27 protein-coding genes and 1 tRNA gene are annotated in these 23,201 nt (G+C 67.6%); 9 read left to right on the forward strand and 19 right to left on the reverse strand.

From position 1 onward, the window contains the following. Nucleotides 1–3: 3 nt before the first annotated feature. From IGS68_RS20845 to IGS68_RS20865, 5 genes are all read left to right on the forward strand, one after another. The gene (locus IGS68_RS20845; RefSeq protein WP_201073406.1) at nucleotides 4–798 is read left to right on the forward strand and encodes an FAD binding domain-containing protein; all 795 of its coding nucleotides are present in this window, start codon (nucleotides 4–6) and stop codon (nucleotides 796–798) included. Nucleotides 799–891: 93 nt separating this feature from the next. Then, nucleotides 892–1,269: a c-type cytochrome gene (locus IGS68_RS20850; RefSeq protein WP_201073409.1), complete on the forward strand. Its 378-nt coding sequence runs from the start codon at nucleotides 892–894 to the stop codon at nucleotides 1,267–1,269. A gap of 176 nt (nucleotides 1,270–1,445) precedes the next feature. Then, entirely contained in the window at nucleotides 1,446–1,769 is a 324-nt protein-coding gene (locus IGS68_RS20855; protein WP_201073411.1) for a hypothetical protein, read from the forward strand. 129 nt (nucleotides 1,770–1,898) lie between these two features. Next, on the forward strand, nucleotides 1,899–2,891 hold the full coding sequence (locus IGS68_RS20860) for an ABC transporter substrate-binding protein (protein ID WP_201073412.1): 993 nt from the start codon (nucleotides 1,899–1,901) through the stop codon (nucleotides 2,889–2,891). Then, nucleotides 2,891–4,612 carry an ABC transporter permease gene (locus IGS68_RS20865; RefSeq protein ID WP_201073415.1) on the forward strand — a complete coding sequence of 574 codons (1,722 nt, stop codon included), beginning with the start codon at nucleotides 2,891–2,893 and terminating at the stop codon, nucleotides 4,610–4,612. The genes IGS68_RS20860 and IGS68_RS20865 overlap by 1 nt, the downstream gene beginning before the upstream one ends. A gap of 7 nt (nucleotides 4,613–4,619) precedes the next feature. On the opposite strand, the gene IGS68_RS20870 is transcribed toward IGS68_RS20865, so the two are convergent. Next, on the reverse strand, nucleotides 4,620–5,678 hold the full coding sequence (locus tag IGS68_RS20870; RefSeq protein ID WP_201073417.1) for an ABC transporter ATP-binding protein: 1,059 nt from the start codon (nucleotides 5,676–5,678) through the stop codon (nucleotides 4,620–4,622). Between the two features lie 126 nt (nucleotides 5,679–5,804). Then, nucleotides 5,805–6,047, reverse strand: coding sequence for a hypothetical protein (locus tag IGS68_RS20875; protein ID WP_201073419.1), 243 nt, complete (start codon nucleotides 6,045–6,047; stop codon nucleotides 5,805–5,807). A 274-nt stretch (nucleotides 6,048–6,321) separates the two neighbouring features. Between IGS68_RS20875 and IGS68_RS20880 the strand changes: the two genes are divergently transcribed. After that, nucleotides 6,322–7,179, forward strand: coding sequence for an SDR family oxidoreductase (locus IGS68_RS20880; protein ID WP_201073421.1), 858 nt, complete (start codon nucleotides 6,322–6,324; stop codon nucleotides 7,177–7,179). 100 nt (nucleotides 7,180–7,279) lie between these two features. Here IGS68_RS20880 and IGS68_RS20885 read toward each other — a convergent pair whose 3' ends face one another. Both IGS68_RS20885 and IGS68_RS20890 read right to left on the reverse strand, forming a co-directional pair. Beyond that, nucleotides 7,280–8,356 (reverse strand): ABC transporter ATP-binding protein, encoded by a 1,077-nt coding sequence (locus IGS68_RS20885; RefSeq protein WP_201073423.1) that lies wholly within the window; start codon nucleotides 8,354–8,356, stop codon nucleotides 7,280–7,282. A 109-nt stretch (nucleotides 8,357–8,465) separates the two neighbouring features. Further along, on the reverse strand, nucleotides 8,466–8,924 hold the full coding sequence (locus IGS68_RS20890; protein WP_201081557.1) for a Fic/DOC family protein: 459 nt from the start codon (nucleotides 8,922–8,924) through the stop codon (nucleotides 8,466–8,468). Between IGS68_RS20890 and IGS68_RS20895 the strand changes: the two genes are divergently transcribed. After that, nucleotides 8,874–9,017 carry a hypothetical protein gene (locus tag IGS68_RS20895; RefSeq protein WP_201073425.1) on the forward strand — a complete coding sequence of 48 codons (144 nt, stop codon included), beginning with the start codon at nucleotides 8,874–8,876 and terminating at the stop codon, nucleotides 9,015–9,017. The genes IGS68_RS20890 and IGS68_RS20895 overlap by 51 nt on opposite strands. 81 nt (nucleotides 9,018–9,098) lie before the next feature. On the opposite strand, the gene IGS68_RS20900 is transcribed toward IGS68_RS20895, so the two are convergent. From IGS68_RS20900 to hisG, 6 genes are all read right to left on the reverse strand, one after another. Then, nucleotides 9,099–9,440, reverse strand: coding sequence for a hypothetical protein (locus tag IGS68_RS20900; RefSeq protein ID WP_201073427.1), 342 nt, complete (start codon nucleotides 9,438–9,440; stop codon nucleotides 9,099–9,101). A 109-nt stretch (nucleotides 9,441–9,549) separates the two neighbouring features. Continuing rightward, nucleotides 9,550–10,008: a CopD family protein gene (locus tag IGS68_RS20905; protein WP_201073429.1), complete on the reverse strand. Its 459-nt coding sequence runs from the start codon at nucleotides 10,006–10,008 to the stop codon at nucleotides 9,550–9,552. A gap of 18 nt (nucleotides 10,009–10,026) precedes the next feature. Next, the gene (locus IGS68_RS20910; RefSeq protein ID WP_201073431.1) at nucleotides 10,027–10,494 is read right to left on the reverse strand and encodes an arsenate-mycothiol transferase ArsC; all 468 of its coding nucleotides are present in this window, start codon (nucleotides 10,492–10,494) and stop codon (nucleotides 10,027–10,029) included. A gap of 20 nt (nucleotides 10,495–10,514) precedes the next feature. After that, nucleotides 10,515–10,994 (reverse strand): UPF0262 family protein, encoded by a 480-nt coding sequence (locus IGS68_RS20915; RefSeq protein ID WP_201073433.1) that lies wholly within the window; start codon nucleotides 10,992–10,994, stop codon nucleotides 10,515–10,517. Then, nucleotides 10,991–12,292, reverse strand: coding sequence for a histidinol dehydrogenase (hisD, locus tag IGS68_RS20920; protein ID WP_201073435.1), 1,302 nt, complete (start codon nucleotides 12,290–12,292; stop codon nucleotides 10,991–10,993). Before hisD ends, IGS68_RS20915 begins: the two co-directional genes overlap by 4 nt. Then, complete coding sequence (gene hisG / locus IGS68_RS20925; protein ID WP_371821830.1) at nucleotides 12,282–12,959, reverse strand: ATP phosphoribosyltransferase; 678 nt, start codon at nucleotides 12,957–12,959, stop codon at nucleotides 12,282–12,284. Before hisG ends, hisD begins: the two co-directional genes overlap by 11 nt. 153 nt (nucleotides 12,960–13,112) lie before the next feature. Between hisG and IGS68_RS20930 the strand changes: the two genes are divergently transcribed. Further along, entirely contained in the window at nucleotides 13,113–14,069 is a 957-nt protein-coding gene (locus tag IGS68_RS20930) for a UDP-glucuronic acid decarboxylase family protein (protein ID WP_201073444.1), read from the forward strand. Nucleotides 14,070–14,152: 83 nt separating this feature from the next. Here the strand turns inward: IGS68_RS20930 and ptsN are convergent, their stop codons facing one another. The 9 genes from ptsN to IGS68_RS20975 form a co-directional block, all read right to left on the reverse strand. Next, entirely contained in the window at nucleotides 14,153–14,611 is a 459-nt protein-coding gene (ptsN, locus tag IGS68_RS20935) for a PTS IIA-like nitrogen regulatory protein PtsN (protein ID WP_201073446.1), read from the reverse strand. Nucleotides 14,612–14,633: 22 nt separating this feature from the next. Further along, the gene (hpf, locus tag IGS68_RS20940) at nucleotides 14,634–15,296 is read right to left on the reverse strand and encodes a ribosome hibernation-promoting factor, HPF/YfiA family (protein ID WP_201073448.1); all 663 of its coding nucleotides are present in this window, start codon (nucleotides 15,294–15,296) and stop codon (nucleotides 14,634–14,636) included. A gap of 172 nt (nucleotides 15,297–15,468) precedes the next feature. After that, nucleotides 15,469–17,058, reverse strand: a complete 1,590-nt coding sequence (gene rpoN / locus IGS68_RS20945) for an RNA polymerase factor sigma-54 (RefSeq protein WP_201073450.1) — start codon at nucleotides 17,056–17,058, stop codon at nucleotides 15,469–15,471. Between the two features lie 16 nt (nucleotides 17,059–17,074). Then, a complete protein-coding gene (lptB, locus tag IGS68_RS20950) occupies nucleotides 17,075–17,809 on the reverse strand; it encodes an LPS export ABC transporter ATP-binding protein (RefSeq protein ID WP_247881406.1) in 735 nt (244 codons plus the stop codon). 92 nt (nucleotides 17,810–17,901) lie between these two features. Then, nucleotides 17,902–18,807: an LptA/OstA family protein gene (locus IGS68_RS20955; protein ID WP_201073451.1), complete on the reverse strand. Its 906-nt coding sequence runs from the start codon at nucleotides 18,805–18,807 to the stop codon at nucleotides 17,902–17,904. After that, the gene (gene lptC, locus IGS68_RS20960) at nucleotides 18,804–19,577 is read right to left on the reverse strand and encodes an LPS export ABC transporter periplasmic protein LptC (protein WP_201073454.1); all 774 of its coding nucleotides are present in this window, start codon (nucleotides 19,575–19,577) and stop codon (nucleotides 18,804–18,806) included. Before lptC ends, IGS68_RS20955 begins: the two co-directional genes overlap by 4 nt. Nucleotides 19,578–19,683: 106 nt before the next feature. After that, a complete protein-coding gene (locus tag IGS68_RS20965) occupies nucleotides 19,684–20,643 on the reverse strand; it encodes a KpsF/GutQ family sugar-phosphate isomerase (protein WP_201081559.1) in 960 nt (319 codons plus the stop codon). A 297-nt stretch (nucleotides 20,644–20,940) separates the two neighbouring features. Further along, a complete protein-coding gene (locus IGS68_RS20970) occupies nucleotides 20,941–21,552 on the reverse strand; it encodes a ribonuclease D (protein WP_201073456.1) in 612 nt (203 codons plus the stop codon). Nucleotides 21,553–21,646: 94 nt separating this feature from the next. Further along, nucleotides 21,647–21,733: transfer RNA gene (locus IGS68_RS20975), tRNA-Leu, on the reverse strand. 222 nt (nucleotides 21,734–21,955) lie between these two features. Between IGS68_RS20975 and IGS68_RS20980 the strand changes: the two genes are divergently transcribed. Beyond that, a complete protein-coding gene (locus IGS68_RS20980) occupies nucleotides 21,956–22,921 on the forward strand; it encodes a complex I NDUFA9 subunit family protein (RefSeq protein ID WP_201073458.1) in 966 nt (321 codons plus the stop codon). Nucleotides 22,922–23,201 lie beyond the last annotated feature (280 nt).

The raw sequence follows: 23,201 nt of genomic DNA on the forward strand, positions 1-23,201 counted from the left end.
GCCATGTACGCATTCGAGTATCACCGCCCGACGACGCTGGCGGACGCCGCCCGGCTCGCTTCCGGCAACGAGGACGCCAAGATCCTGGCCGGCGGCCAGACGCTGATCCCGACGCTGAAGCAGCGGCTGGCCCAGCCGAGCGACGTGGTCGACCTGGGCGCCGTGGCCGAGCTGCGCGGCATCCGGGAGGAGGGCGACACCCTGGTGATCGGGGCCACCACGCCGCACGCCGAGGTCGCTGCCAGCGCCGTGGTCCAGCGCCTGATCCCGGCCCTGGCCAAGCTGGCGGAGGGGATCGGCGACGCCCAGGTACGCAACCGCGGCACCCTGGGCGGGTCGATCTGCAACAACGACCCGTCGGCCGACTATCCCGCGGCCCTGGTCGGGCTGGGCGCCACGGTCCGCACCACGACGCGGACCCTCGCGGCGGAGGACTTCTTCACCGGCATGTTCGAGACCGCGCTGGAGCCGAACGAGATCGTGACGGCGGTGGCCTTCCCGAAGCCGGGCAAGGCGGCCTACGTCAAGTTCCCCAACCCGGCCAGCCGCTACGCCACGGTCGGCGTGTTCGTCGCCGAGACCGGCGGCAGCGTCCGGGTGGCGGTGACCGGCGCCGCCCCGTCGGTGTATCGCTGGACCGAGGCCGAGCAGGCCCTGGCCGGCGGCCTGGACCCGGCGGCGCTGGACGCTTTGACAGTGGATGCCGACGGCCTCAACGCCGACATCCATGCCAGCGCCGAGTACCGGGCCAGCCTGGTCAAGGTCATGGCCAAGAGGGCGGTCGCCGCCTGCGGCTGATTGGCCGCTCGGATTTATGGATCATTCGTGTAGATTGCCGGCACTCTCCAGAGTGCCGGCCAAAGCTGGTCATAATCCACGAGGAATCACGGAATGAAGAAGCAAGTGTTGTTCGGCCTGGCGGCCGGCCTCGCCCTGATGGCGGGTGTGTCCGCCGCGTCGGCCCAGAGTGCTGCCGACGGCGAGAAGGTCTTCCGGGCCTGCAAGGCCTGCCACAGCCTCGAGGCGGGCAAGAAGGGCGTCGGCCCGTCCCTGCACGGCCTGATCGGCCGCCAGTCGGGCACCGTGGAGGGCTTCGCCTACTCCCCGGCGATGAAGAACGCCAATCTCACCTGGAACGACGAGAACCTCGCCAAGTACCTGGCCGATCCCAAGGGCTTCATCGCCGGCAACAAGATGGCCTTCGCCGGGATCAAGAAGGAAGACGACCTGAAGAACCTGATCGCCTACCTGAACGAAGCCGCCAAGTAAGGCTTCGCCGCGAGCCGGGCGCCTTTCCACCTGCGGGGGAGAGGCGCCCGGAGCCGTTTCCAGGCTCGGCCCAATTTTGTCACGGCGCCGCGCCGCACGCCTTAAGATTGATTTTAACCATAACTGGCAAGGTGTCGCCGTTCTCCCCGCCCCGCTTTTTCCGCGAGATCGGCATCATGGCACCCGACACCTTCACCCTGGAACCCGAACCCGAAGCACAGTCGGTCCACCGCGACCGATTGGGTGAGCTGCGCGACCGGCTGGACCTGCTCAAGGCGGAAAGCGACCGGATCGCCCGCGGTTTCGTCCGGCTGCACGGCCTGCGCGTCTCGCTGGCGACCCCCGGAGCGGATCTCGCCGATCGCCTCGACCAGCTGATCATGCGGCACGAGGCCGATATCCTGCGCACCCACAGCCTGCTGCACGACGCCGCGAACCTGCTGGACGAGGCGGAAAACCTGTGGGCGCGCCAGGCCATGAGGCACATCCCGACGTCTTGAGCGGGCTCGTCCGGGCCACGGACGTGTAACCGATCCTTCACGAAAACGACGCCGCGGCGTCATCCATCTGGGCCATGGTCCCGTCTCAAGCCTTTCTAGTTCAATAAAGACGAAGGTTGGAGACAGGGCATGAAGACGTATCTCGGCGCCGCGGCAGGCCTGCTCGGCGCGGTCGCCGCCGCATTCTGGTCGCCGGCGGCGTCCGCCGCGTCCGGCAAGCTGGTGCTGTACACCTCGCAGCTCGAGGCGGACGCCCAGCAGACGGTGGACGAGTTCAAGAAGCTGCATCCGGGCGTCGAGGTCGAGTGGACCCGGAGCGGCACCACAGACCTGATGAACCGCCTGCGCGCCGAGTTCCAGGCCGGGTCGCCGCAGCCGGACGTCCTGCTGATCGCCGACGCGGTCACCATGGAAAGCCTGAAGCAGGACGACCGGCTGGCCAGGTTCGAGAAGGCGCCGATCGGCGACTATCAGGCGGGCCTGTACGACCCCGACCTGACCTATTTCGGCACCAAGCTGATCACCACCGGCATCGCGTACAACAAGAACGCCAAGATGAAGCCGACCGCGTGGGCCGACCTGCTGAAGCCCGAGGCCAGGAACCTGGTCAGCATGCCGAGCCCGCTCTATTCCGGCGCCGCGGCGATCCACATGGCGACGCTGAAGGACGCGCCCGGCCTGGGCATGGATTACTTCGAGAAGCTCCAGGCCAACGGCGCGGTCGCGGTCCGGGGCAACGGCGGCGTGATGACGGCCGTGGCCGGCGGCGAGAAGCTGTACGGCGTGCTGATCGACTATCTTCCGATCCGCGAGAACCTGAAGGGCGCGCCGGTCGAGTTCGTCTTCCCCACCGACGGCGTCAGCGCCGTGTCGGAGCCGGTCGCGATCCTGTCCACCGCGCGCAACCCCGAAGCCGCGCAGGAATTCGTCTCCTTCCTGCTGTCGCGCGAGGGTCAGGAACTGGCATCGGCCCAGGGCTTCCTGCCGGCGCACCCGGACGTGGCGCCGCCCAAGGGCTTCCCCCGGCTGAGCGAGATCAAGGTGCTGCCGCTCGACAGCGCCAAGGCGCTGGCCGAGGACCAAGCCAACAAGATGGCCTTCGCCGACCTGTTCGGCGGCTGATGGCCCTTCACTCCGGCCTCGAGGTGCCCGGCCGCCGCTTGCCGGGGGCGGACACGGCGATGCTGGCGGTGCTGGCGGTCCTCGTCGGGATCGTGTCGGTGCTGCCGATGGTCCGCCTGATCGCCGAGGCCCTGGCCCCGCGCGGCGGCGAGGCGGCCGGCATCCTGGCCCGCGTGCTGTCCTCGCCCGCGACCTGGCGGGCGACCGGCAACAGCCTGACCCTCAGCCTGGGGGCGACCGCGCTGGCGGTGGCGCTGGGCGGCGCCTTCGCGCTGCTGGTCGCGCTGACCGACCTGCGCCGCAAGCCGGCGCTGGTATTCTGCTTCATGCTGCCGCTGATGATCCCGCCGCAGATCACGGCGCTGTCCTGGATCCACCTGTTCGGCCCGTCGAGCGTCCTGCTGAAGACCCTGGGCATGGCGCCGCCGCCCGGCACGCCCAACCCGCTCTACGGCAGGGGCGGCATCGTCCTGCTGATGGGCATCGAGCAGTCGGCGCTGGTGTTCCTGGCGCTGCGGGCCGGGCTGCGGGCGATCCCGCGCGAGCTGGTCGAGGCCGCCCAGGCGGCGGGCGCCGGGCGCTGGCGGGTGCTGGCGACGGTGGTGCTGCCGCTGGCGGCGCCGTCGCTGATCGCGGGCACGGCGCTGGCCTTCGTCTCCTCCATCGGGAATTTCGGCATCCCCGCCCTGCTGGGCATCCCGGCGGGGATCACCGTGCTGCCGACGCTGATCTATCAGAGGTTGGCCGGATTCGGGCCGGCGGTGCTGTCCGACGTGGCGGTGCTGTCGGTGCTGGTCGGCCTGATCGCCTTCGCCGGAGTGGCGCTCCAGGGCTGGCTCCTCGCCCGGCGGGACTTCCGCACGGCCGGATCCTCCGCCCGGCCGCTCGACTACCGGCTCGGCGCCCTGCGCCCGGCGGTCGAGGCGGCCTGCTGGCTGGTGATCCTGATGATCGTGGTGGTGCCGCTGGCGGCACTGGTCACCACGTCGCTGGTCCGCGTCTACGGGGCGCCGCTGGACGCCGCGTCCGTGACCCTGGCCAACTATCTCCACGTGCTGCTGGTCCACGACGCCACCAGCAGGGCCTTCCGCAACTCCTTCCTGCTGGCGGCGGGAGCCTCGGCGCTGCTGGTCTGCGTCGCGGTTCCGCTGGGTTATTTCGTGGTCTGGCGCCGGAACCGGGTGCTCCGCGTGCTGAACCTGCTGGCGGAACTGCCCTATGCCCTGCCCGGCGTAGTGCTCGGCATCGCGACGATCCTGGTGTTCATCCGGCCGCTGCCGCTGCTCGACTTGACCCTGTACGGCACGGTGTGGATCATCCTGGTGGCCTACCTGGCCCGCTTCCTGTCCCTGGCGCTCCGGCCGGTGATCGCCGGCTTCCACACCCTGGACCCGGCGATGGAGGAAGCGGCGCAGATGTGCGGCGCCGGGCTGGTCCACCGCCTGCGCACCGTGATCGTGCCGATGGCGGCCCCGGTCGCGGCGGCCGGCGGCATCCTGGTGTTCCTCACCTCGTTCAACGAGCTGACGGTCTCGATCCTGCTGTGGTCCTCGGGAGCGGAGACCCTGGGGGTCGTGGTCTATTCGCTGGAGGAGAGCGGCAGCACGGTGCTGGCGGCCGCCGTCTCGGTGATCGCGGTCGCCGCCATCCTGGCGATCATGCTGGCCGCATCGCTGCTGGCCCGCCGCCTGCCGCCCGGCGTGCTGCCCTGGCAGGCTTGAGCCCGCCTCACCGGGCTGCGGGAATCACCCAGCCGTCCCGGACCGAGACCCGCAGCGGCGCTCCCGGCTCCGGCACCGGGCCGTCGCCGATCAGCAGGGGCAGGCTTGCGTCCGGCAGGGCGTCGGGGACGACCTCGAGGGAGGTCGCGCCGCCCTTGTAGGTCGCCCGCCGGACGGTCGCGGCGAGCCCCTCCCCGCCCGGGACGAGCCCTTCCGGGCGCAGGCAGGCGAGCGCCGGCCCGGCTGTGGTGCCCGCGCGGCAGCGGAGGCGGGCCGTGGCATCGCCGATGCGGACCAGGGCCCGGGCGTCCTCGACCTCCAGCACGGTCACCTCGACCACGGCGCCCTTGCCGATGAAGCCGGCGACCATCGGGGTCTCCGGTTCGGCATAGAGGCTGCGCGGCGGCGCCACCTGGACGATGCGACCGCCGTCCATCACGGCGATCCGGTCGGCCAGCGCCATGGCCTCGGCCTGGTCATGGGTGATGTAGACCATGGTGGCGCCGGTCTTGGCGTGGAAGGCGGCGAACTCGTCCTCCATGGAGGCGCGGAGATGGACGTCCAGGTTGGCCAGCGGCTCGTCCAGCAGGACGAGCGAGGGCTCCATCACGAGGCAGCGCGCCAGCGCCACCCGCTGGCGCTGGCCGCCGCTCAGCTCCGCCGGGCGGCGTGCCCCGTATCCGGCGAGGCCGACCAGGTCGAGCGCCGCATCGACGCGGGCCTCGTAGGCTTGCCCCCGGATGCCGGCGACCGTCAGCGGGTAGCCGACATTGCCCGCGACGGTCAGGTGCGGCCACAGGGCGTAGCTTTGGAAGACGATGCCGACCCGGCGCCGTTCGGCGGGGACATGGTGCCGAGGCGCCGACACCAGGCGGTCGCCGATCGTGATCGATCCGCCGTCGACCTGCTCGAAACCGGCGATCAGCCGCAGCAGCGTGGTCTTGCCGCACCCCGAAGGACCGAGCACGGCCAGGAACTCACCGTTGGCGACGGCGAGGCCGACCCTGTCGACCGCCGCCGCCTGTCCGAAACGCTTCGTAACTCCGTCGAGAACCAGACCCGCCACCCAGGCTCACCCCTTTGCCGCTTGAGGATAGACGGTGCGGGACATAGCGCGGCCGGCGGGCCGGTGCCGTGAAGATTTGGTTACATCCCCCGATCAATACCCGTCGATAGTCCGAATCGGACGATTTCAGGCACGCCCCAGGGGCGTCTCGCTCAGGAGCTGCTGGCTCAGCAGCATGCGCTTGAAGATGGGCTTGTGCTCCAACCCGTCAGGAATGTCGAAGCTGTAGTCGAGCAGGTCGGCACCTTCGCTCATGTAGAGCAGGAGGTCGTGCAGACGGGCGAGGGTATCGCTGTCGGCGGTTCCCATCGCCTTGTCGAGCAGGCCGTGGAGCTCTTGCTCGATCTTGACCTCGTGCCGCTGGCTCATGAAGCCCTCCATAGCAAAAAGACAACAACTAGGACAGTTTGGAAGATGAACAGTTTGTCTGAAACCCAGACCTTCGGAGCAGGTGCATCGGGTGCATCCTTTTAAAGGGTGAAGTCACTTTATGGATGCACCGGACAGGCGGAGCAAACCTAAAGGAGGCACCCTGGCATATTATCATAGGAAGTATACCCCGCCAGTCCGAGACGAAACGGAAACGGGCTTGTTGGAACGGCAGTTCCCGCCCTACCGCAAGCCAGCGTAAAAAGGAGTTCCGATGGCACCGGAGCAACAGCAGCCGCCGCAGCATCAGGACCAGCAGCCGGGCCGCGAAACCGAGATGACGCCCAAGCCGCAGTTCGCCCGGCGCGACTACAAGGGCAGCGACAAGCTCCAGGACAAGGTGGCCCTGATCACCGGGGGCGACAGCGGTATCGGCAGGTCGACCGCCGTCCTGTTCGCCCGCGAAGGCGCCGACGTCGCGATCGTCTATCTGGCGGAGGACAACGACGCCCAGGAAACCAAGAAGCTGGTCGAGAACGAGGGCCGGCGCTGCCTGACGCTCCGGGGCGACCTGGGCGAAGAGTCCTTCTGCCGCCAGGTGGTCGACCGCACGGTGGAGCAGTTCGGCAAGCTCGACATCCTGGTCAACAACGCGGCCGAGCAGCACCCGAAGTCGTCGCTGGAGGAGATCACCGCCGAACAGCTCGAACGGACCTTCCGGACCAACATCTTCGCATACTTCTTCCTGACCAAGGCGGCCCTGCCCCACCTGAAGGAAGGCGCCACGATCATCAACACCACGTCGGTCACGGCGTACAAGGGCAGCCCGCAGCTGCTCGACTATTCCTCGACCAAGGGCGCCATCGTCGCCTTCACCCGCTCGCTCAGCCAGTCCCTGGCGGAGAAGGGCATCCGGGTCAACGGCGTCGCTCCCGGACCGATCTGGACGCCGCTGATCCCCTCCACCTTCCCGGAGGACAAGGTCGAGCAGTTCGGCGGGAACGTGCCGCTCGGCCGTGCCGGCCAGCCGGAGGAGGTGGCGCCCTGCTACGTGTTCCTGGCCTCGGACGACGCCTCCTACATGACCGGCCAGGTCCTCCACCCCAACGGCGGGTCGGTCGTCAACGGCTGACCGGGCGGCCGGAGCCTGGAGCACCGTGTTGCGCCATGGGCGCAACCTACGGCTCGATGGAGGGCGGAGGCGATGCGGGCCGACCTGATCGGGCGCAGCCCTAGAGACGCTGCCCGGTGGTGGCGTCGAAGACGTGGCCGCTGGCCAGCTTCGGCATCAGCCTGATGGTATCGCCGGGCCAGAAGTCGTGGCGCTCGACGAACATGGCGCAGGCTTCCTGCTCGGCCATCCGGCAGAACACCACGGTGTCGTCGCCGGTCGGCTCGATCACCTGGATCCGGGCCTGGATGCCCGCCTCGGACGAGTCGCTCACCAGGGTGAGGTGGCCGGGGCGGATGCCGTAGGTCACCGCCTGCCCATCCGAGGCCCGCGTCAACGGCTCCACCGGGAACCTGACGCCCCCGGCGGCCTCGACCCAGGCGCTTCGGCCGTCCCGCCGGAAAGTCCCGTCGAAGAAGTTCATCGAGGGAGACCCGATGAAGCCGGCCACGAAGGTGTTGGCCGGGAAATCATACAATTCCAGCGGCGTGCCGATCTGCTCGACATGGCCGTCATGCATGACCACGATGCGGTCGGCCATGGTCATGGCCTCCACCTGGTCGTGGGTGACATAGATGGACGTGGTGCGCAGGCGCTGGTGCAGCGCCTTGATCTCGGTCCGCATCTGCACCCGCAGCTTGGCGTCCAGGTTGGACAGCGGCTCGTCGAACAGGAACACCTGCGGGTCGCGCACGATGGCCCGGCCCATGGCGACCCGCTGACGCTGCCCGCCGCTGAGCTGGCGCGGATAGCGGTCGAGATAGGGGACCAACCCCAGGATGTCGGCCGCCTCGCGCACCCGCTTCTCGACCATGCCCTGGTCGGCCTTCCGCAGCTTCAGGCTGAAGGCCATGTTGTCGTAGACGGTCATGTGGGGATAGAGCGCGTAGTTCTGGAACACCATGGCGATGTCCCGCTCCTTCGGGGGCACCAGGTTGACCACGGTCCCGCCGATCGCGATCTCGCCCGCGGTGATCTGCTCCAGCCCGGCGACCATGCGCAGCAGCGTGGACTTGCCGCAGCCGCTGGGGCCGACCAGCACGACGAATTCCTCGTCCATGATGTCGATGTCGATTCCGTGGATGACTTCGTGCTGCCCATAGGCCTTGCGGACCTGGGCGATCCCGACGGATGCCATGGCGCTGCCCTCCTCCCTGGTTCGACCGCTCTGACGGCGGCGCTTCGGGAAGGAAGCGTAACGGCTTATGGATGTGGCAACAAGCGCCGGGAGGCCGTGGTCGATCCGGTCAGAGCGTGTCTTCCGGTTCTGCCGGCCGGGCGCAGGCGGTGAGGACCGCCTGGATCCGGGAGGCGTCCAGGGTCCGCTGCCAATGGGCGAGCGCTCCCGTGTATTCCTCCAGGTCCAGCCGGCTCCAGTCGATGAGGAGACCGCGGCGGAGCGCGATGGCCGAGAACAGCAGCTTCAACGTCCGGCCGTTGCCCTCGCGGAAAGGGTGCTGGAAATTCATCTCGGCGTAGAAGGAACCCATCTCGGCGGCGAAGTCGGCCGATCGCTCGACGCGGTCGAGTACGGCGGCGGCTTCCATAGGGATCTCCGCCGCCGTGTTGAACACGATCTTTCCCTCGCGCCCCATGTTGATCGAGCGCGGCTCCCCCGCCCAGTCGTAAAGGTCCTGGAACAGGATGCGGTGGACGTGTTTCCAGACATCGAAGGTGAAGCGGGCCTGGGCCCGGAGATATTCCAGCGCTTAAGCCGACCGGTTGGCTACGAAATCGGCTTCCGCCGCCTTGATATCGGCTGGGTCAGTCAGCCCGAATCGATTCCTCAACACGCCTGAAGACGTGACGTAAGGGTCGTGTCCACCCAGGGTCAGTTCTTGGACCCGCCCATCTTCGTGACGCGGCATCACCAGAGTTGTTCAGACCTGCTTGGCATGAGCGATCGCGAGGCGCATTGATTGCTCACGTGAGATCCTTCCTTCGCGCACCAGCAGCGCCAAGCCTCGGTTGGTTTCGTCCTGATGAGCACCTTCGATGCGATTGATCGCCATGACCATCAGTTCGAACTGGGTTGGCTCGGACAGGGACAAGCCAGCCTCCGACAAAAGCCTGTCGACTTTGGCTTTGACCGAAGTTTCGTCCGGAACAAGACTGGTCTTTCCGGAGGAGCCCTCTTCGACGGGGCTGGATACAGGCGGGTAATCCTCGCCATGCCTGACCGAAGGACCATCGAAAGTAGTTTGGAAATGATCTTCAACCATGCCGTCGATCCGCCGCCTGCCAAGCTGCATTCAGTCAGGCAGGTTAGCACGATCGTGTGTCGAACAGAAAGGAAATACCCCTTTCTGTCGAGGGAGGCGGGCGCAAGGATCACATCGGCCAATACCGCCCGCTGGCCCCGACCGCCACGGTCACCAGCCCCAGGATCAGGTTGATGCCGACGATCCGGCGGATCTGGCCGAGGTTGCGCCCGCCTTCGGCCCAGTTTTCGGCATCGACCGCCGCCTTGAGGCGCCGCCAGGGCGCGAAGAACAGGTGGGCGAACAGGGCCATCATGACCAGCCCGATGCCGTGCATGACGTGGACATGCAGCCCCGCCCCGGAGAACCCGCCGAAATGCAGGAAGATCATGGCATAGCCGCTGACCAGCAATGCCGCTACCGCCGCCCAGACCCAGGGAAAGAAGCGATCGAACGTCCCCCGCCACAGGGTCAGCCGCTGGGGCGGCTCCAGCGCGCCGGCCGCCGGCCGCAGGGCCATGTAGGCGAAGAACATGCCGCCGACCCAGACCGCTGCGGCCAGGCTGTGCAACACCAGTGCGAGTACCATGAGGGGAATTCCTTGCTGTCAGACCGTCGGGCCCCCGATGATCGGGAAACGGGTCTTGATCTGCCGGCTCAGCGTGTCGCGGACCTGGCGGTAGAAGCTGAGGCGGGTCTCGCGGTTGCCGTCGATCATCGAGGGGTCGAGGGTGTTCCAGAACTCGACGTCGCAGGCCATGGTCCGGGTCATCTCGACGGCCCGGTGCTGGGCCTCCGGCGACAGGGAGATCACCAGGTCGAACGAGGTGTCCTCCAGGAAGTCGAAGGTCTTGCAGCGGTGCCGCGACAGATCGATGCCGATCTCGTCCATCACGGCGATGACGAAGGGGTCGGGCTCGCCCTCGCGCACGCCGACCGAATCCACATAGATGCGATGGCCGTGGAAATGCTTCATCAGCGCTTCGGCCATCGGCGACCGGATCGCATTGTAGGTGCAGGCGAACAGCACGCTGGTGACGTTGGCGCTGTCGAACGCGCTGTTCGGGTCGTCCATGTGCGTCCGCTCCGCCCCCGTCACCCGCGGATATGCAGGACGCAGATCAGGGTGAACAGCCGGCGCGCCGTGTTGTGGTCCACCTGGACCTTGCCGGCGAGCCGTTCGCGCAACAGCTCGGACCCTTCGTTGTGAAGGCCGCGCCGTCCCATGTCGATCGCCTCGATCTGCGACGGCGACGCCTTCTTGATCGCCTTGTAATAACTGTCGCAGATCATGAAGTAGTCGCGCACGATGGTCCGGAACGGGGTCAGCGGCAGCAGGACCTTGCTCAGGTCCTGGTCGGCGGTATCCCGGATGTCGAACAGCATGCGGTTGTCCTCCATGCTGAGATGGAGGTGATAGGGGCCGGAGTCGGGGCATTCGTCCGGCCGGAAAAGATTGTCCTCGAGCAGGTCGAAGATCGCCACCGCCCGTTCGTGCTCGACCTCGGCGCTGCGCCGGACGACGCTGCGCTCGTCGAGGGCGACATGAACGATGCGGTGGTTGGATTCTGTCACCGGGGGGCTCCATTCAGTCGGATCGACACGGAAAGCGCGTGCGCGCCGAGTCCCTCGGCTTCGGCCAGCGCCACGGCGGCGGGTCCGATGGCGCCGAGGCTGCCCGGGTCGCACCCGACCAGGGTCGTGCGCTTCATGAAGTCGAGCAGGTTGAGACCGGACGAGAACCGGGCGCTCCGCGCCGTCGGCAGCACGTGGTTCGGCCCTGCGACATAGTCGCCGATGGCTTCGGGCGTGTGCCGGCCGAGGAAGATGGCGCCGGCGTTGCGGATGCGGGCGGCCAGCGCGTCCGGGTCGGCCACCGCCAGTTCCAGGTGCTCCGGCGCTAGGCGGTCGACCAGCGGCACCGCCTCGTCGAGGTGCGAAACCACGATGACCGCGCCGTGCTCGCGCCAGCTCTCGCCCGCGATGGCTGCGCGCGGCAGCGTCTTCAGGTGACCGTCCACCGCCCGCTTGACGGCTTCGGCGAAACCGGAGTCGTCGGTGATCAGGATCGCCTGGGCGCTGGTATCGTGCTCCGCCTGGGACAGCAGGTCGGCGGCGATCCAGGCGGGATCGTTGGCGCCGTCGGCCACCACCAGGATCTCCGACGGGCCGGCGATCATGTCGATGCCGACGGTGCCGAAGACCTGCCGCTTGGCGGCCGCGACGTAGGCGTTGCCGGGCCCGACGATCTTGTCCACCGGGCGGATGGTCTCCGTCCCGTAGGCCAGCGCGCCGACCGCCTGGGCGCCGCCGATCCGGTAGATCTCGTCCACGCCGGCGAGCCGGGCGGCCGCCAGCACCAGCGGGTTGAGCTTCCCGTCGGGCGTCGGCACGACCATGGTGACCCGTTCCACGCCCGCGACCTTGGCCGGCAGCGCGTTCATCAGCACCGAGCTGGGATAGGCCGCGGTGCCGCCGGGTACATAGAGGCCGACCGATCCCACCGCGGTCCAGCGGGCGCCGAGGCGGACGCCGGCCCCGTCCGTGTAGGACAGGGCTTCGGGCTTCTGCCGCCGGTGGAAATCCTCGATCCTGGCGGCGGCGATCTCGAGGCTGTCCAGCAGGCCGGGATCGATGGAGGCGACCGCCCCGTCGACCTCTTCCGGTGCGACGCGCATGGTGCCGGCCGTCAGCGTGACGCGGTCGAACCGGGCGGTATAATCCAGCACGGCCGCATCGCCGCGCTGGCGTACGTCGGCCAGGATCGCGGAGACGGCGTTCTGGACGTCCTCCTGGGTTTCCCGCTTCGCGCCCAGCAGGCCGGCGAAGGCCGCCTCGAACCCCGAGTCGCGGCTGTCAAGGTCAAGCGGCATCAACGGCATCCCTGAAACTGTCGATCCAGCCGCCGATCTCCTCCGGCCGGGTCTTGTAGGCGGCCCGGTTGACGACCAGGCGCGACGTAATCTCTGCGATCCTCTCGATCTCCACAAGGCCGTTGGCACGCAGGGTCGAGCCGCTGGACACGAGGTCGACGATCCGGCGGCACAGGCCCAGCGTCGGCGCCAGTTCCATGGCCCCGTTCAGCTTGATGCATTCGGCCTGGACGCCGCGCGCGGCGAAATGTCGCCGGGTGATCTCGGGATACTTGGTCGCCACCCGGATATGGCTCCAGCGCGCCGGATCGTCGCCTTCCACCATCTCCTCGGGTTCCGCGACGCTGAGCCGGCACTTGCCGATCCCGAGGTCGAGCGGGGCGTAGATCTCCGGATAATCGAACTCCATCAGCACGTCGTTGCCGGCGACGCCGAGATGGGCGGCCCCGAACGCGACGAAGGTCGCGACGTCGAAGGAGCGGACCCGGATGATGCTGATATGCGGAAGGCTGGTGGCGAACCGGAGCTGGCGGCTGTTCTCGTCGTCGAAAGCCGGTTCCGGCACGATCCCGACGCGGTCCAGCATGGGCCGGACCTCCTGCAGGATGCGCCCCTTCGGCAAGGCCAGGACCAGCGGTTCGTTCGCCGGTATTGACGGGATTGGCAACGGTTTCTCCAGAACTGAGCGGCTCGACGCGAGTGATAGCACAAACGGCGCGGTTGTCACGCCTCTGCGATCCCGGCCGGCCCGGGACAGCGGATTGCCAGTGGGCGGGGGCGCGGGCATACTGCGCCGGACCAAGAAAAGGGGTAAGGGCGAATGTATGGACGTAAACGGGTGCTGGTCACCGGTGGCGCCGGGTTCCTCGGGTCATTCCTGTGCGAGCGGCTGCTTGGCGAAGGATGCGAAGTCATATGCGTCGACAATTACTTCACGGGATCGCGCGAGAATATCGTCCACCTGCTGGACAATCCCTATTTCGAAGTGATCCGCCACGACATCACCTTCCCGCTCTATGTGGAAGTGGACGAGATCTATAATCTGGCGTGCCCCGCATCGCCGATCCATTACCAGTTCGACCCGGTCCAGACCGTCAAGACCAGCGTGCACGGGGCGATCAACATACTGGGACTGGCCAAGAGGGTGAAGGCCAAGGTCTTCCAGGCCTCGACCAGCGAAGTCTACGGCGACCCGTCGATCCATCCGCAGACCGAGGGATACTGGGGCAACGTAAACCCGATCGGCCCGCGCGCCTGCTACGACGAGGGGAAGCGCTGCGCCGAGACGCTGTTCTTCGACTATCACCGCCAGTACCGGCTGAACATCCGGGTCGCCCGGATCTTCAACACCTATGGGCCGCGCATGCATCCGCAGGACGGCCGCGTGGTGTCCAACTTCATCGTGCAGGCCCTGCGGGGCGAGCCGGTGACGCTCTACGGCGACGGCAGCCAGACGCGGTCCTTCTGCTACGTGGAAGACCTGATCGAGGGCTTCGTCCGCCTGATGGCGGCGCCCGACGACGTTATCGGACCGATCAACCTGGGCAATCCGGGGGAATTCACCATCCGGCAGCTCGCGGAACTGGTGATCGACATGACCGGGTCGAAATCCGAGATGGTCTTCAAGCCCCTGCCCCAGGACGACCCGACGCAACGCCGGCCGGACATTTCCCGCGCGAAGGAAAAGCTGGATTGGGAGCCGACGGTCCCGCTGAAGGAAGGCTTGGCGCGGACGATCGCCTATTTCGAGCGGAAACTGCCGGAATGGGAGGGCTGACCGGTTAGGTCGTCGCCCGCGGGCCGGCCCGGTCCAGGGGAACGGGCCGGCCCGCGGGTCCATGCCAGGGCATGGCCGCCGGTTCAGGCGGCGTGACTCGCCTCGCCCTGGGTCAGCAGCGCATAGATGGCTTCCGCACTGTCGGAGCCGCGCAGCTTGTCGCACATCGTTCCGTCGCGGAGCAGGCGGGACACCCGGGCCAGGGCCTTGAGGTGGTCCGCGCCCGCCGCTTCCGGCGCCAGCAGCAGAAACATCAGGTCGACGGGCTGGTCGTCGATGGCGTCGAAATCGACCGGTCTTTCGAGCCGGGCGAAGACTCCATGGACACGGTCCAGGTTGGCAAGCTTGCCGTGCGGAATGGCGATGCCATGCCCCACGCCCGTCGTGCCGAGCCTTTCCCGTTCGAGCAGCACGTCGAAGATCGCGCGTTCGTGCTGCCCGGTCAGTTCCGCCGCCTTCTTCGCCAGCTCCTGCAACGCCTGCTTCTTGCTGCCGGCGCGCAGGTTGGCGATGATGCTCTGGGGCGTGATCAGATCAATCATATGCTTTTACGGCGACGCCTGGTCAGGCGTCGGCTCCCTCAGTGCCTTTGGGATCGATCCAGCCGACGTTCCCGTCTTGCCGGCGGTAGATCATGTTCAGGCCGCCATGGGCGCGGTTGCGAAACATCAGGGCCGGAAGTTCGGCCAGGTCCATGCGCATGACGGCCTCGCTGACCGTGAGCGTGTCGATGGCGGTGGTCATCTCGGCGATGACCACGGGCTGGGGATGCCCGTCGTGGCCGTCCTGCGGCGAGGGCGCTGCGTCATGGGTGTCTTCGTCATACCCGTCGATATGGGCTTCGTCGGGCTCCGCTTCCAGGATGTACTGGCTCGCGGGGAGCGGGGCCAATGCTACGGCGCCGTCCGCTCCCTCGACGTTGTCGCCATGCTTGTGGTGGTCCTTCAGGCGGCGCTTGTAGCGGCGAAGGCGCTTGGCGATCTTGTCGGCGGCGGTATCGAAGGCGGGATAGGGCTCGTTGGCCTCGCCGTTGCTCTGCAGCAGGATATTGCGGCCGACATGCACCGAAATATCGGCTTTGAACAGGTGGGCCTCGCGCGAGAAGACCACGTTGGCCTCGATCGGACGGCCGAAATACTTGCCTACGATGGCGGTTAGGCTCTCATCGACGTGGGTTCGCAGCGCGTCCCCGACGTCAAGCTGTTTGCCTTTGACGGATAGGTGCATGACGTAGGTTGTCCGGAGTTCTGGGCCCGTAGATGGGATCATGCAGGGCGACGTCACTGCTGGGCCGTGACGAAGGTGACGCCTCCCCAAAGTTGACGAACAGCCTCATGGCTGCAACCGTTCCCGGATTGGCGGAGTCCGGCCTTCTACCGCAGATCCGCCGGGGTCAGTCTCACAGTCTCATGGACTTTTCGCGGCGGCGCTGGACCGATGACGGGATCCGCATGGCCTCACGATACTTTGCCACCGTGCGGCGCGCAATCTCGATCCCATCCGATTTGAGAATCTCGACGATCCGGTCGTCGGAAAGGATGCCTTCCGGGGGCTCTCCGTCGATGAGAGCCTTGATCCGGAAGCGCACCGCCTCCGCCGAGTGGGCGGCCTCTCCCCCGGCGCCGTTGATCGAGGAGGTGAAGAAGTACTTCAACTCGAACACGCCGCGCGGAGTCGCCATGAACTTGTTGGTCGTGACACGGCTGACGGTCGACTCGTGCATGCCGATCGCCTCCGCGATGTCGCGCAGGATCAGGGGCCGCAGATACTGCACGCCCTTGACGAAGAACAGGTCCTGCTGGCGGACGATTTCGGTCGCGACCTTCAGGATCGTGTTGGCCCGCTGGTGCAGGGACTTCACCAGCCAGTTGGCGGAATTGAACCGCTCGGAAATATACTCCTTCTCGGCCTTGTTGCGGACCTCGCCGCTGACCTGCGCGAAGTAGCGCTGGTTGATCAGCACCCGCGGCAGGGTTTCCGTGTTCAACTCTATCAACCAGCCGCCGCCCGGCTGCAGCCGCATCAGGATGTCCGGGGTGACCGTCTGCACCACCTGATGGTCGAAACGCAGGGCCGGCTTGGGATCGAGCGTCCGGATCTCCGCCACCATGTCGGACAGGTCCTCGGCATCGACGCCGCAGACCTTGAGCAGCGCCGGGACGTTGCGGGCCGCCAGCAGCTCCAGGTTGTCCAGCATCGCCTGTATCGCCGGATCGAGGCGATTGCGCTCGCGCAGCTGGATCTCCAGGCATTCCTTCAGGCTGCGGGCGAAGACGCCGGGCGGGTCGAAGCGCTGCACCCGCCGCAGGACCGCCTCGATCCGGGAGAGCTCGCAGTTCAACTGCTCGGCCAGGGCGTCCAGGTCGCCCGTCACATAGCCGGCGGCGTCGAGCATGTCGATCAGGGCCAGCCCGATCAGCCGGTCCACCGGATCGGCGATATCGACGTTGAGCTGGCCGATCAGGTGGTCGCGCAGGCTGGTCTCGCCGCTCAGCGTCTGCTCGAGATTGTATTCGCCGTCCTCGAAGCTGCCGCTGCCGCCCTTCGACGACCAGTCGCCGAAAGCCTCGGTCCCGTCGAAGCCGCCGTCGGCGGCGCTGCCGTTGGTCCAGACATTCTCGAAATCGGTGTCGAGCGGCGCGTCCGAGCCGCCGGCCATGTGGTCGGACGTGGTCAGCTCATGGGTATCGAGCTGTCTCTGGTCGGCGCCGTCGACGGCCGGCGCGAGCTCCGCCTGGTCGATGCCGCCTTCGCGGGGCCCCTCGCCCGCCCCGCCCTGCGCCCCGGCGCCGTCGCCGTTGGCCTGGACGCCGCCGTCGCCGAACTCCGCCTCGTCGCGTTCCAGCAGGGGGTTCTGCTCGATCTCCCGGTCGACGTAATCCGAAAGCTCCATGTTGGAGAGCTGCAGCAGCTTGATCGCCTGCTGCAGCTGCGGAGTCATGACGAGTGACTGGGTCTGTCTGAGATCGAGACGTTGTGTAAGCGCCATGGCACCAGGAGGGTCGTTAGAGGCTGAACCTTTCGCCGAGATAGACCCTGCGCACATCCTTGTGCGCCACGATCTCCGACGGCTCGCCCTCCATCAGTACCATACCGTCGTGCAAAATGTATGCCCGATCGACGATGTCGAGCGTTTCTCTTACATTGTGATCAGTTATGAGTACCCCGATACCCCGGTCGCGCAGATGGGTCACCAGTTCGCGGATGTCGTTGACCGCGATCGGGTCGATTCCGGCCAGCGGCTCGTCCAGCAGGATGAAATGCGGCTGGGACGCGAGCGCGCGGGCGATCTCGACGCGGCGGCGTTCGCCGCCGGACAGCGCCAGGGCCGGCGTGCGGCGCAGGTGGGAGATCGAGAACTCCGCCAGCAGCTCGTCGAGCATGGTTTCGCGCGCTTCGCGGTCCGACTCGACCACTTCCAGCACGGCGCGGATATTGTTCTCCACCGACAATCCCCGGAAGATCGACGCTTCCTGCGGCAGGTAGCCGATGCCCAGGCGCGCCCGCCGGTACATGGGCAGGGTCGTGATGTCCTGCCCGTCCAGGCTGATGGTGCCGTAATCGGGCGAGATGAGGCCGGTGATGATGTAGAAGCAGGTCGTCTTGCCGGCGCCGTTCGGCCCCAGCAGCCCCACGGCCTCGCCGCGCTGGACCGTGACGCTGACGTCGCGCAGGACCGGCCGCTTCTTGTAATGCTTTCCCAGATTGCTCGCCCTCAGCCCCTGGTTGTCGGCGACCAGACGCGGCGCCGGCCCGCCGTCGGGCCGAAGCGCCGGCCGGGGGGATGGGGTGCTGATTTCGGAACGATCCGGCTTCCTGAACTCCCGGATACTCAATTGCCGGTGCCTCCGGATCCTGGTTGGGCGGGTCCTGGCTGGGCGGGCGCGGGTTGCGCGGGCTGGGCGCCGCCCGGCTGCTGGCCGGGGACGAACAGGCCGCGGACGCGTTCGCCGGTGCGGTTCCCGGTGCCGAGCAGGCGGCTCACTCCCGTGTTCATGTTCACCTCGGCGGTCTGGCCGTTCAGGTGGTTGTCGCCCCGGGTCAGGCGCACGTCACCGGTCAGGGTCGCTATGTTGGTCTTGAGGTTATAGACGCCCTCCCGTCCCCGCGCCACATCGGTGGGAGTGGTAATCACGACATTCCCCTGGGCGTCGATGCGGGTCATTTCCAGCGCCCCGTCGGGTCCTTCGGCGAACAGCCCGACCAGGACGTCGGCCCGCACCCGGCTGGCCTCGCGCACCGCCACGGCGTCGCCGCGGGCGACGGCGAGCTTCTGCGCCTCCCAGTATTCCAGGCTGTCCCGGGCGGTCACCACGTCGGTCGGGGTGACGAGCCTGAGGTCGGACCCGGTGACCACCGCGACCTGCTTGTCCACGTCGTAGACGGCGCGGTCGCCGTAGACGTTCTGCTCCGGCGAGAAGATGTGGACCTTGCCGTCGGCCGCCAGCCGGAAGATCTCGGTCCCGCCGGACGGGATGTCGCGGTAATAGGCCACCAGCGTGTCGCCCTCGATGGTGACGTCGCCGCGTTTCGCGACCGCGTTGCCGCGGGCAACATAGGCCTTCTGTTCCTGGTGCCACTCGATGGCCTGATCGGCGTCGACCGCGATGGGGAGCCCGTCCCCGCCCGTGCCGCCCACCCCCTGCGCCAGGGCCGGAGTCGCCGCCAAGGTGCCGAGGAACGCCGCCGAAGCAAGGACCCCCGAAGCAAGGACCAATTTGCGAAACCACGTGTTCATCGCTCGACCTGCTCCGGTATGGACTGTTCTTGGGGCGCCCGCTCGGCGACGCGGGGCGGCGCATCGGGGATGGCCGGGTCGGCCGCCCCGGTAACCGGGAAAGCGGCGGCCGGAGATTCGGTGGCCGGGGGTTCGGCTGAAGAAGCGCCCGCGCCGGGAAGCGCGCTGGAACCGGACAGGCCGGGCGCCAGGTTGAGCCGCGCATGGCCCGTGAAGACGATGGTCTGGCCGCTGTCGAACAGCCGGAAGCCTTGGGCGAACAGTTCGCCGAACGGTCCCTGGCCGGTCACCGGCAGGTCGCCCCAGGCGTTCCCGGCATTGACGTCGACATGGGCCTCGTCCGTCTTGAACTCGTAGCCCCTGTCGTGGAACAGGTTGGCGTTGCCCAGCAGCAGGAGCTTGCCGGTCTGGTCGTTGTAACGCCCCCGGTCCGCCTTCAGCGCGACCCAGGTGCCGTCCTGGAGGGTCAGTTCCGCCTGGGGCCGCACGAGGTCGAGCACGCCGGGCTCGCTGGTCGACTGCACCGCCCGGTCGGCGGTCACCGAGAACGGCCGGTTCTGGCTGTCGGTCCCGACATAGAGCGCCCGCATCATCTCGAGCTCGCCGGAATCGCGCCGCTGGGCCGACTGCTCGACGCCCTGGATGCGGGGCCACGCCGCCAGCAGGGCGATCAGGCCGAAGGCGAGCAGCGGCAGCACCACCTTCATGAACCTGACGAAGAAGGAATAGGCGCCCCCGGCCCGGCCGATCCGGCGCATGCGCGCCGCCATGTGGTCCGCCTGGGACCCGTCCGTCCTGGAATTCTGGGGGGAAGCTTCCCGGGGGTCTCGGCCCCGGGGATCCCCGGGGCTGCCGGGAGTGGGATGGACCATGGCGTCAGGCCACACCGGCCCGAAGGCAATCATGGATGTGGATGATGCCGACCGGCCGCCCGTCGTCGGTGACGAACAGGCTGGTGATCGCCATGGCGTTCATGATGCCCAGCGCCTCCCCGGCGAGCGCCGACGGCCTGATCGTCTTGGGATCGGCGGTCATGACGGAGGCGGCGGGACGGCCCAGCAGGTCGGGGTTCATGTGGCGCCGCAGGTCGCCGTCGGTGATGATCCCGGCCAGCCGTCCGTCCGGGCCGGTCAGGCCGACGCAGCCGAAGCTCTTGGCGGTCATCACCAGGATCGCGTCGCAGACCCGGATGTCGAGCGGCGCCAGCGGCAGTTCCGCCTCCCTGTGCATCAGTTCGGTGACGCGCAGCAGCTGCCGGCCGAGCTGGCCGCCGGGATGGAACACCTTGAAGTCGGCGGCGGAAAAGCCGCGGCGCTCCAGCAGGGCCACGGCCAGGGCGTCGCCGAGCGCCATCATCATGGTGGTCGAGGTGGTCGGGGCCAGGCCGAGGGGACAGGCCTCCGGGCTGGACGGCAGGATCAGCGCCACGTCGGACTGCTCGGCCAGCGACGAGTGCGCCCGCCGGGTGATGCCGATCAGCGGGATGCGGAACCGCTTGGCGTAGGCGACGATGTCCGCCAGTTCCGCGGTGTCGCCCGAGTTGGACAGCGCGATCACCGCGTCGTCCTTCCCGATCATTCCCAGGTCGCCGTGGCTCGCCTCGCCGGGGTGGACCCACAGCGCCGGCGTCCCCGTGGAGGCGAGCGTCGCCGCGATCTTGCGCGCCACATGCCCGCTCTTGCCCATGCCGGTGACCACGACGCGGCCGGTGATGCGCCCGAGCAGCCCGACCGCGCGGCCGAAGCCGGCGTCCAGGCCCGCCGCGAGGTCGATCAACGCCTCCGCCTCCAGGCGAAGGACCCGCCCGGCCACCGCGATGTCGCCGTCGAGCAACATGTCGACCGGCGCCGTCTGCGCAAGCGTCCTGTCGGGGTCGGTCGAATGGTCCAAGGCTGGCTAACTCCCAAATCTATTCGGGCAAATCCGTCCGGGCGCACTCCCGCCGGATTGAACTCGTCGGGTGAATTTCGCCCTGAAGGCGCGAAAGCGCCCGGTCCGATCCGGCCTCGGCGAAGACAGTATGCCCACCGCCCGGAACCGGGTCAAATCCGCGGTCTCGTTAAAGTGCCGCAGATGATGACATCCTGCCTCGATGCTGTGCATCTCCGGCCCGGCGCCGCCGCCGGCGAGGGGTCAGTGGGCGAAGATGTCCTGGTCCGCCCAGCCGCCGAGATCCAGCGCCGCGCGGGTCGGCAGGAACCGGAAGCATTCGTCCGCCAAGCCGGTGCGCCCCTCGCGCTCCAGCATGGCGTCCAGCCTGCGGCGGAGTTCGTGCAGGTGAAGCACGTCGGAGGCGGCGTATCTCAGCTGATCGGGCGTCAGGTCGGCGGCACCCCAGTCCGAGGATTGCTGCTGCTTCGACAGTTCCACGCCCAGCAGGTCCTTGCATAAGTCCTTCAATCCGTGGCGATCGGTGAAGGTGCGCACCAGCCTGGAAGCGATCTTGGTGCAATAGACCGGCTCGCACACGACTCCCAGGTAGGCTTGCAGGACGGCGATGTCAAACCGGGCGAAGTGAAACAGCTTGGTGACGGCGGGGTCGGTCAGCAGCCGCTTCAGGTTGGGCGCGTCATATCGACCCTGGCGGAACTGCACCATGTGGCAGTTGCCGTCGCCGGCCGAGAGCTGGACCAGGCACAGGCGGTCCCGGACGGGGTTCAACCCCATGGTTTCGGTATCGATGGCGACGCTGGGGCCGAAATCGTAGTCGTCGGGGAGATCGCCGTCGTAAAGCTCTATGGGCACTGCAGTCCATCCCGGAAGCGGGAACGGCCGCTTCGATCCACGTGCACCTTGAAGAAATAAGGTGCCTGCGATCTAGCGGCCGTTACCGAGGAATTGGTGCCCAGGAGAAGACTCGAACTTCCACGACATTTCTGCCACAGGTACCTGAAACCTGCGCGTCTACCAATTCCGCCACCTGGGCGTTGTGGGAGGGGGATATATGGCCCGGCCGGCATGCTGTCAAATGCTTTTTCACGCCCCTTCGGCCCGGGCGGGGAGCGGCGACGCGGCGTCGCTGCCGCACCGGTGCCGCGGCGCTGGCTCCGCGCGCCCGCTTTCGTTATAAGCACTGCCCAACAGCCCCGCGACGCTGGTCCAGCGCCGGAAAAAAGGGGCGCCGGCAATTTCAGGCTTGGAGAAATCGATGTCCTTTCGGTATCGGGTAGCCACGGTTTTCGGCGGGTCCGGGTTCATCGGCCGCCACCTGATCAAGCGGCTGGCGAAGACCGGCACGGTGATCCGGGTCGCGACCCGCCACCCGAGCACGGCCAATTTCCTGCGCATGAACGGCGCGGTGGGCCAGATCATCCCGATCGCGACCAACATCAACGACGACGCCTCGGTCGCGGCCGCCGTGCAGGGCGCCGACATCGTGATCAACCTGATCGGCATCCTCTACGAGTCCGGCTCCAACACGTTCCAGGGCACGCAGGCCGACGCGCCGGGCCGCATCGCGCGCGCCGCCAAGGCGGCCGGCGCCCGGCGCTTCGTCCAGATCTCGGCGATCGGGGCCGACGCCAACTCGGCCTCGGCCTATGCCCGGACCAAGGCGGCCGGCGAGCAGGCGGTGCTGGAAGCGTTCCCGGAAGCGACGATCCTGCGGCCCAGCATCGTCTTCGGGCCGGAGGACGGCTTCTTCAACCGCTTCGCGGCGATGGCCCGGATCTTCCCCGCCCTGCCCCTGATCGGCGGCGGCCACACCAGGTTCCAGCCGGTCTATGTCGGCGACGTCGCCGATGCGGTCATGAGGGCGCTGGAACTGCCGGAGGCCCAGGGCAAGACCTACGAGCTGGGCGGACCGCGGGTCTACACGTTCCGGCGGCTCATGGAGCTCGTGCTGGCGGAGACGCGGCGCAAGCGCTTCCTGGTCCCGATCTCCTGGTCCATGGCGGAGTTGCAGGGCAGGATCCTGGGCAAGCTGCCCAAGCCCATGCTGACTGCCGACCAGGTCGAGCTGCTGAAGTCGGACAACGTGGTCCAGCCGGGCGCGGCGACGATCCAAGACCTGGGCATCGACCCGACCGCGGCGGAAGTCATCATCCCGACATACCTGGACCGGTTCCGCGTCGGCGGGCGCTATTCGCAGCGCGCGGGCGGCTACACCGCCTGATCCCGGCCGTCCTGTTCCGGCGCTTCGGAAATGCGGGCTTTCCAGCCCGCATTTTTTTCGCCTATCGTGGCGTGTTGATGCACCGCGTCATCGGTTGTATGGGAAAGACGCGCGGATGCTGGCGATTTCAGGGGATAGTACCGTTTCGGACCCATTTGACAGCTAACCGAGAAAGCGGTCTGCACAAATTTCAGACAAGCCGTCTTCTCCCGAACAAATTAGTCAATGAACGTGACCTATCCGCGGTTTTTTGCTGGCAAGGCCTGGTAATATGACGTAT

It is taken from the genome of Skermanella sp. TT6, from assembly GCF_016653635.2.
Classification (GTDB): Bacteria; Pseudomonadota; Alphaproteobacteria; order Azospirillales; family Azospirillaceae; genus Skermanella; species Skermanella cutis.

What these genes read in the sequence shown, in the direction of transcription:
- IGS68_RS20845 (WP_201073406.1), top strand. Translation starts at nt 4, where the DNA reads ATGTACGCATTCGAGTATCACCGCCCGACGACGCTGGCGGACGCCGCC.
- IGS68_RS20850 (WP_201073409.1), top strand. Translation starts at nt 892, where the DNA reads ATGAAGAAGCAAGTGTTGTTCGGCCTGGCGGCCGGCCTCGCCCTGATG.
- IGS68_RS20855 (WP_201073411.1), top strand. Translation starts at nt 1,446, where the DNA reads ATGGCACCCGACACCTTCACCCTGGAACCCGAACCCGAAGCACAGTCG.
- IGS68_RS20860 (WP_201073412.1), top strand. Translation starts at nt 1,899, where the DNA reads ATGAAGACGTATCTCGGCGCCGCGGCAGGCCTGCTCGGCGCGGTCGCC.
- IGS68_RS20865 (WP_201073415.1), top strand. Translation starts at nt 2,891, where the DNA reads ATGGCCCTTCACTCCGGCCTCGAGGTGCCCGGCCGCCGCTTGCCGGGG.
- IGS68_RS20875 (WP_201073419.1), bottom strand. Translation starts at nt 6,047, where the DNA reads ATGAGCCAGCGGCACGAGGTCAAGATCGAGCAAGAGCTCCACGGCCTG.
- IGS68_RS20880 (WP_201073421.1), top strand. Translation starts at nt 6,322, where the DNA reads ATGGCACCGGAGCAACAGCAGCCGCCGCAGCATCAGGACCAGCAGCCG.
- IGS68_RS20885 (WP_201073423.1), bottom strand. Translation starts at nt 8,356, where the DNA reads ATGGCATCCGTCGGGATCGCCCAGGTCCGCAAGGCCTATGGGCAGCAC.
- IGS68_RS20900 (WP_201073427.1), bottom strand. Translation starts at nt 9,440, where the DNA reads ATGGTTGAAGATCATTTCCAAACTACTTTCGATGGTCCTTCGGTCAGG.
- IGS68_RS20905 (WP_201073429.1), bottom strand. Translation starts at nt 10,008, where the DNA reads ATGGTACTCGCACTGGTGTTGCACAGCCTGGCCGCAGCGGTCTGGGTC.
- IGS68_RS20910 (WP_201073431.1), bottom strand. Translation starts at nt 10,494, where the DNA reads ATGGACGACCCGAACAGCGCGTTCGACAGCGCCAACGTCACCAGCGTG.
- hisD (WP_201073435.1), bottom strand. Translation starts at nt 12,292, where the DNA reads ATGCCGCTTGACCTTGACAGCCGCGACTCGGGGTTCGAGGCGGCCTTC.
- IGS68_RS20930 (WP_201073444.1), top strand. Translation starts at nt 13,113, where the DNA reads ATGTATGGACGTAAACGGGTGCTGGTCACCGGTGGCGCCGGGTTCCTC.
- ptsN (WP_201073446.1), bottom strand. Translation starts at nt 14,611, where the DNA reads ATGATTGATCTGATCACGCCCCAGAGCATCATCGCCAACCTGCGCGCC.
- hpf (WP_201073448.1), bottom strand. Translation starts at nt 15,296, where the DNA reads ATGCACCTATCCGTCAAAGGCAAACAGCTTGACGTCGGGGACGCGCTG.
- rpoN (WP_201073450.1), bottom strand. Translation starts at nt 17,058, where the DNA reads ATGGCGCTTACACAACGTCTCGATCTCAGACAGACCCAGTCACTCGTC.
- IGS68_RS20955 (WP_201073451.1), bottom strand. Translation starts at nt 18,807, where the DNA reads ATGAACACGTGGTTTCGCAAATTGGTCCTTGCTTCGGGGGTCCTTGCT.
- lptC (WP_201073454.1), bottom strand. Translation starts at nt 19,577, where the DNA reads ATGGCGGCGCGCATGCGCCGGATCGGCCGGGCCGGGGGCGCCTATTCC.
- IGS68_RS20965 (WP_201081559.1), bottom strand. Translation starts at nt 20,643, where the DNA reads ATGTTGCTCGACGGCGACATCGCGGTGGCCGGGCGGGTCCTTCGCCTG.
- IGS68_RS20980 (WP_201073458.1), top strand. Translation starts at nt 21,956, where the DNA reads ATGTCCTTTCGGTATCGGGTAGCCACGGTTTTCGGCGGGTCCGGGTTC.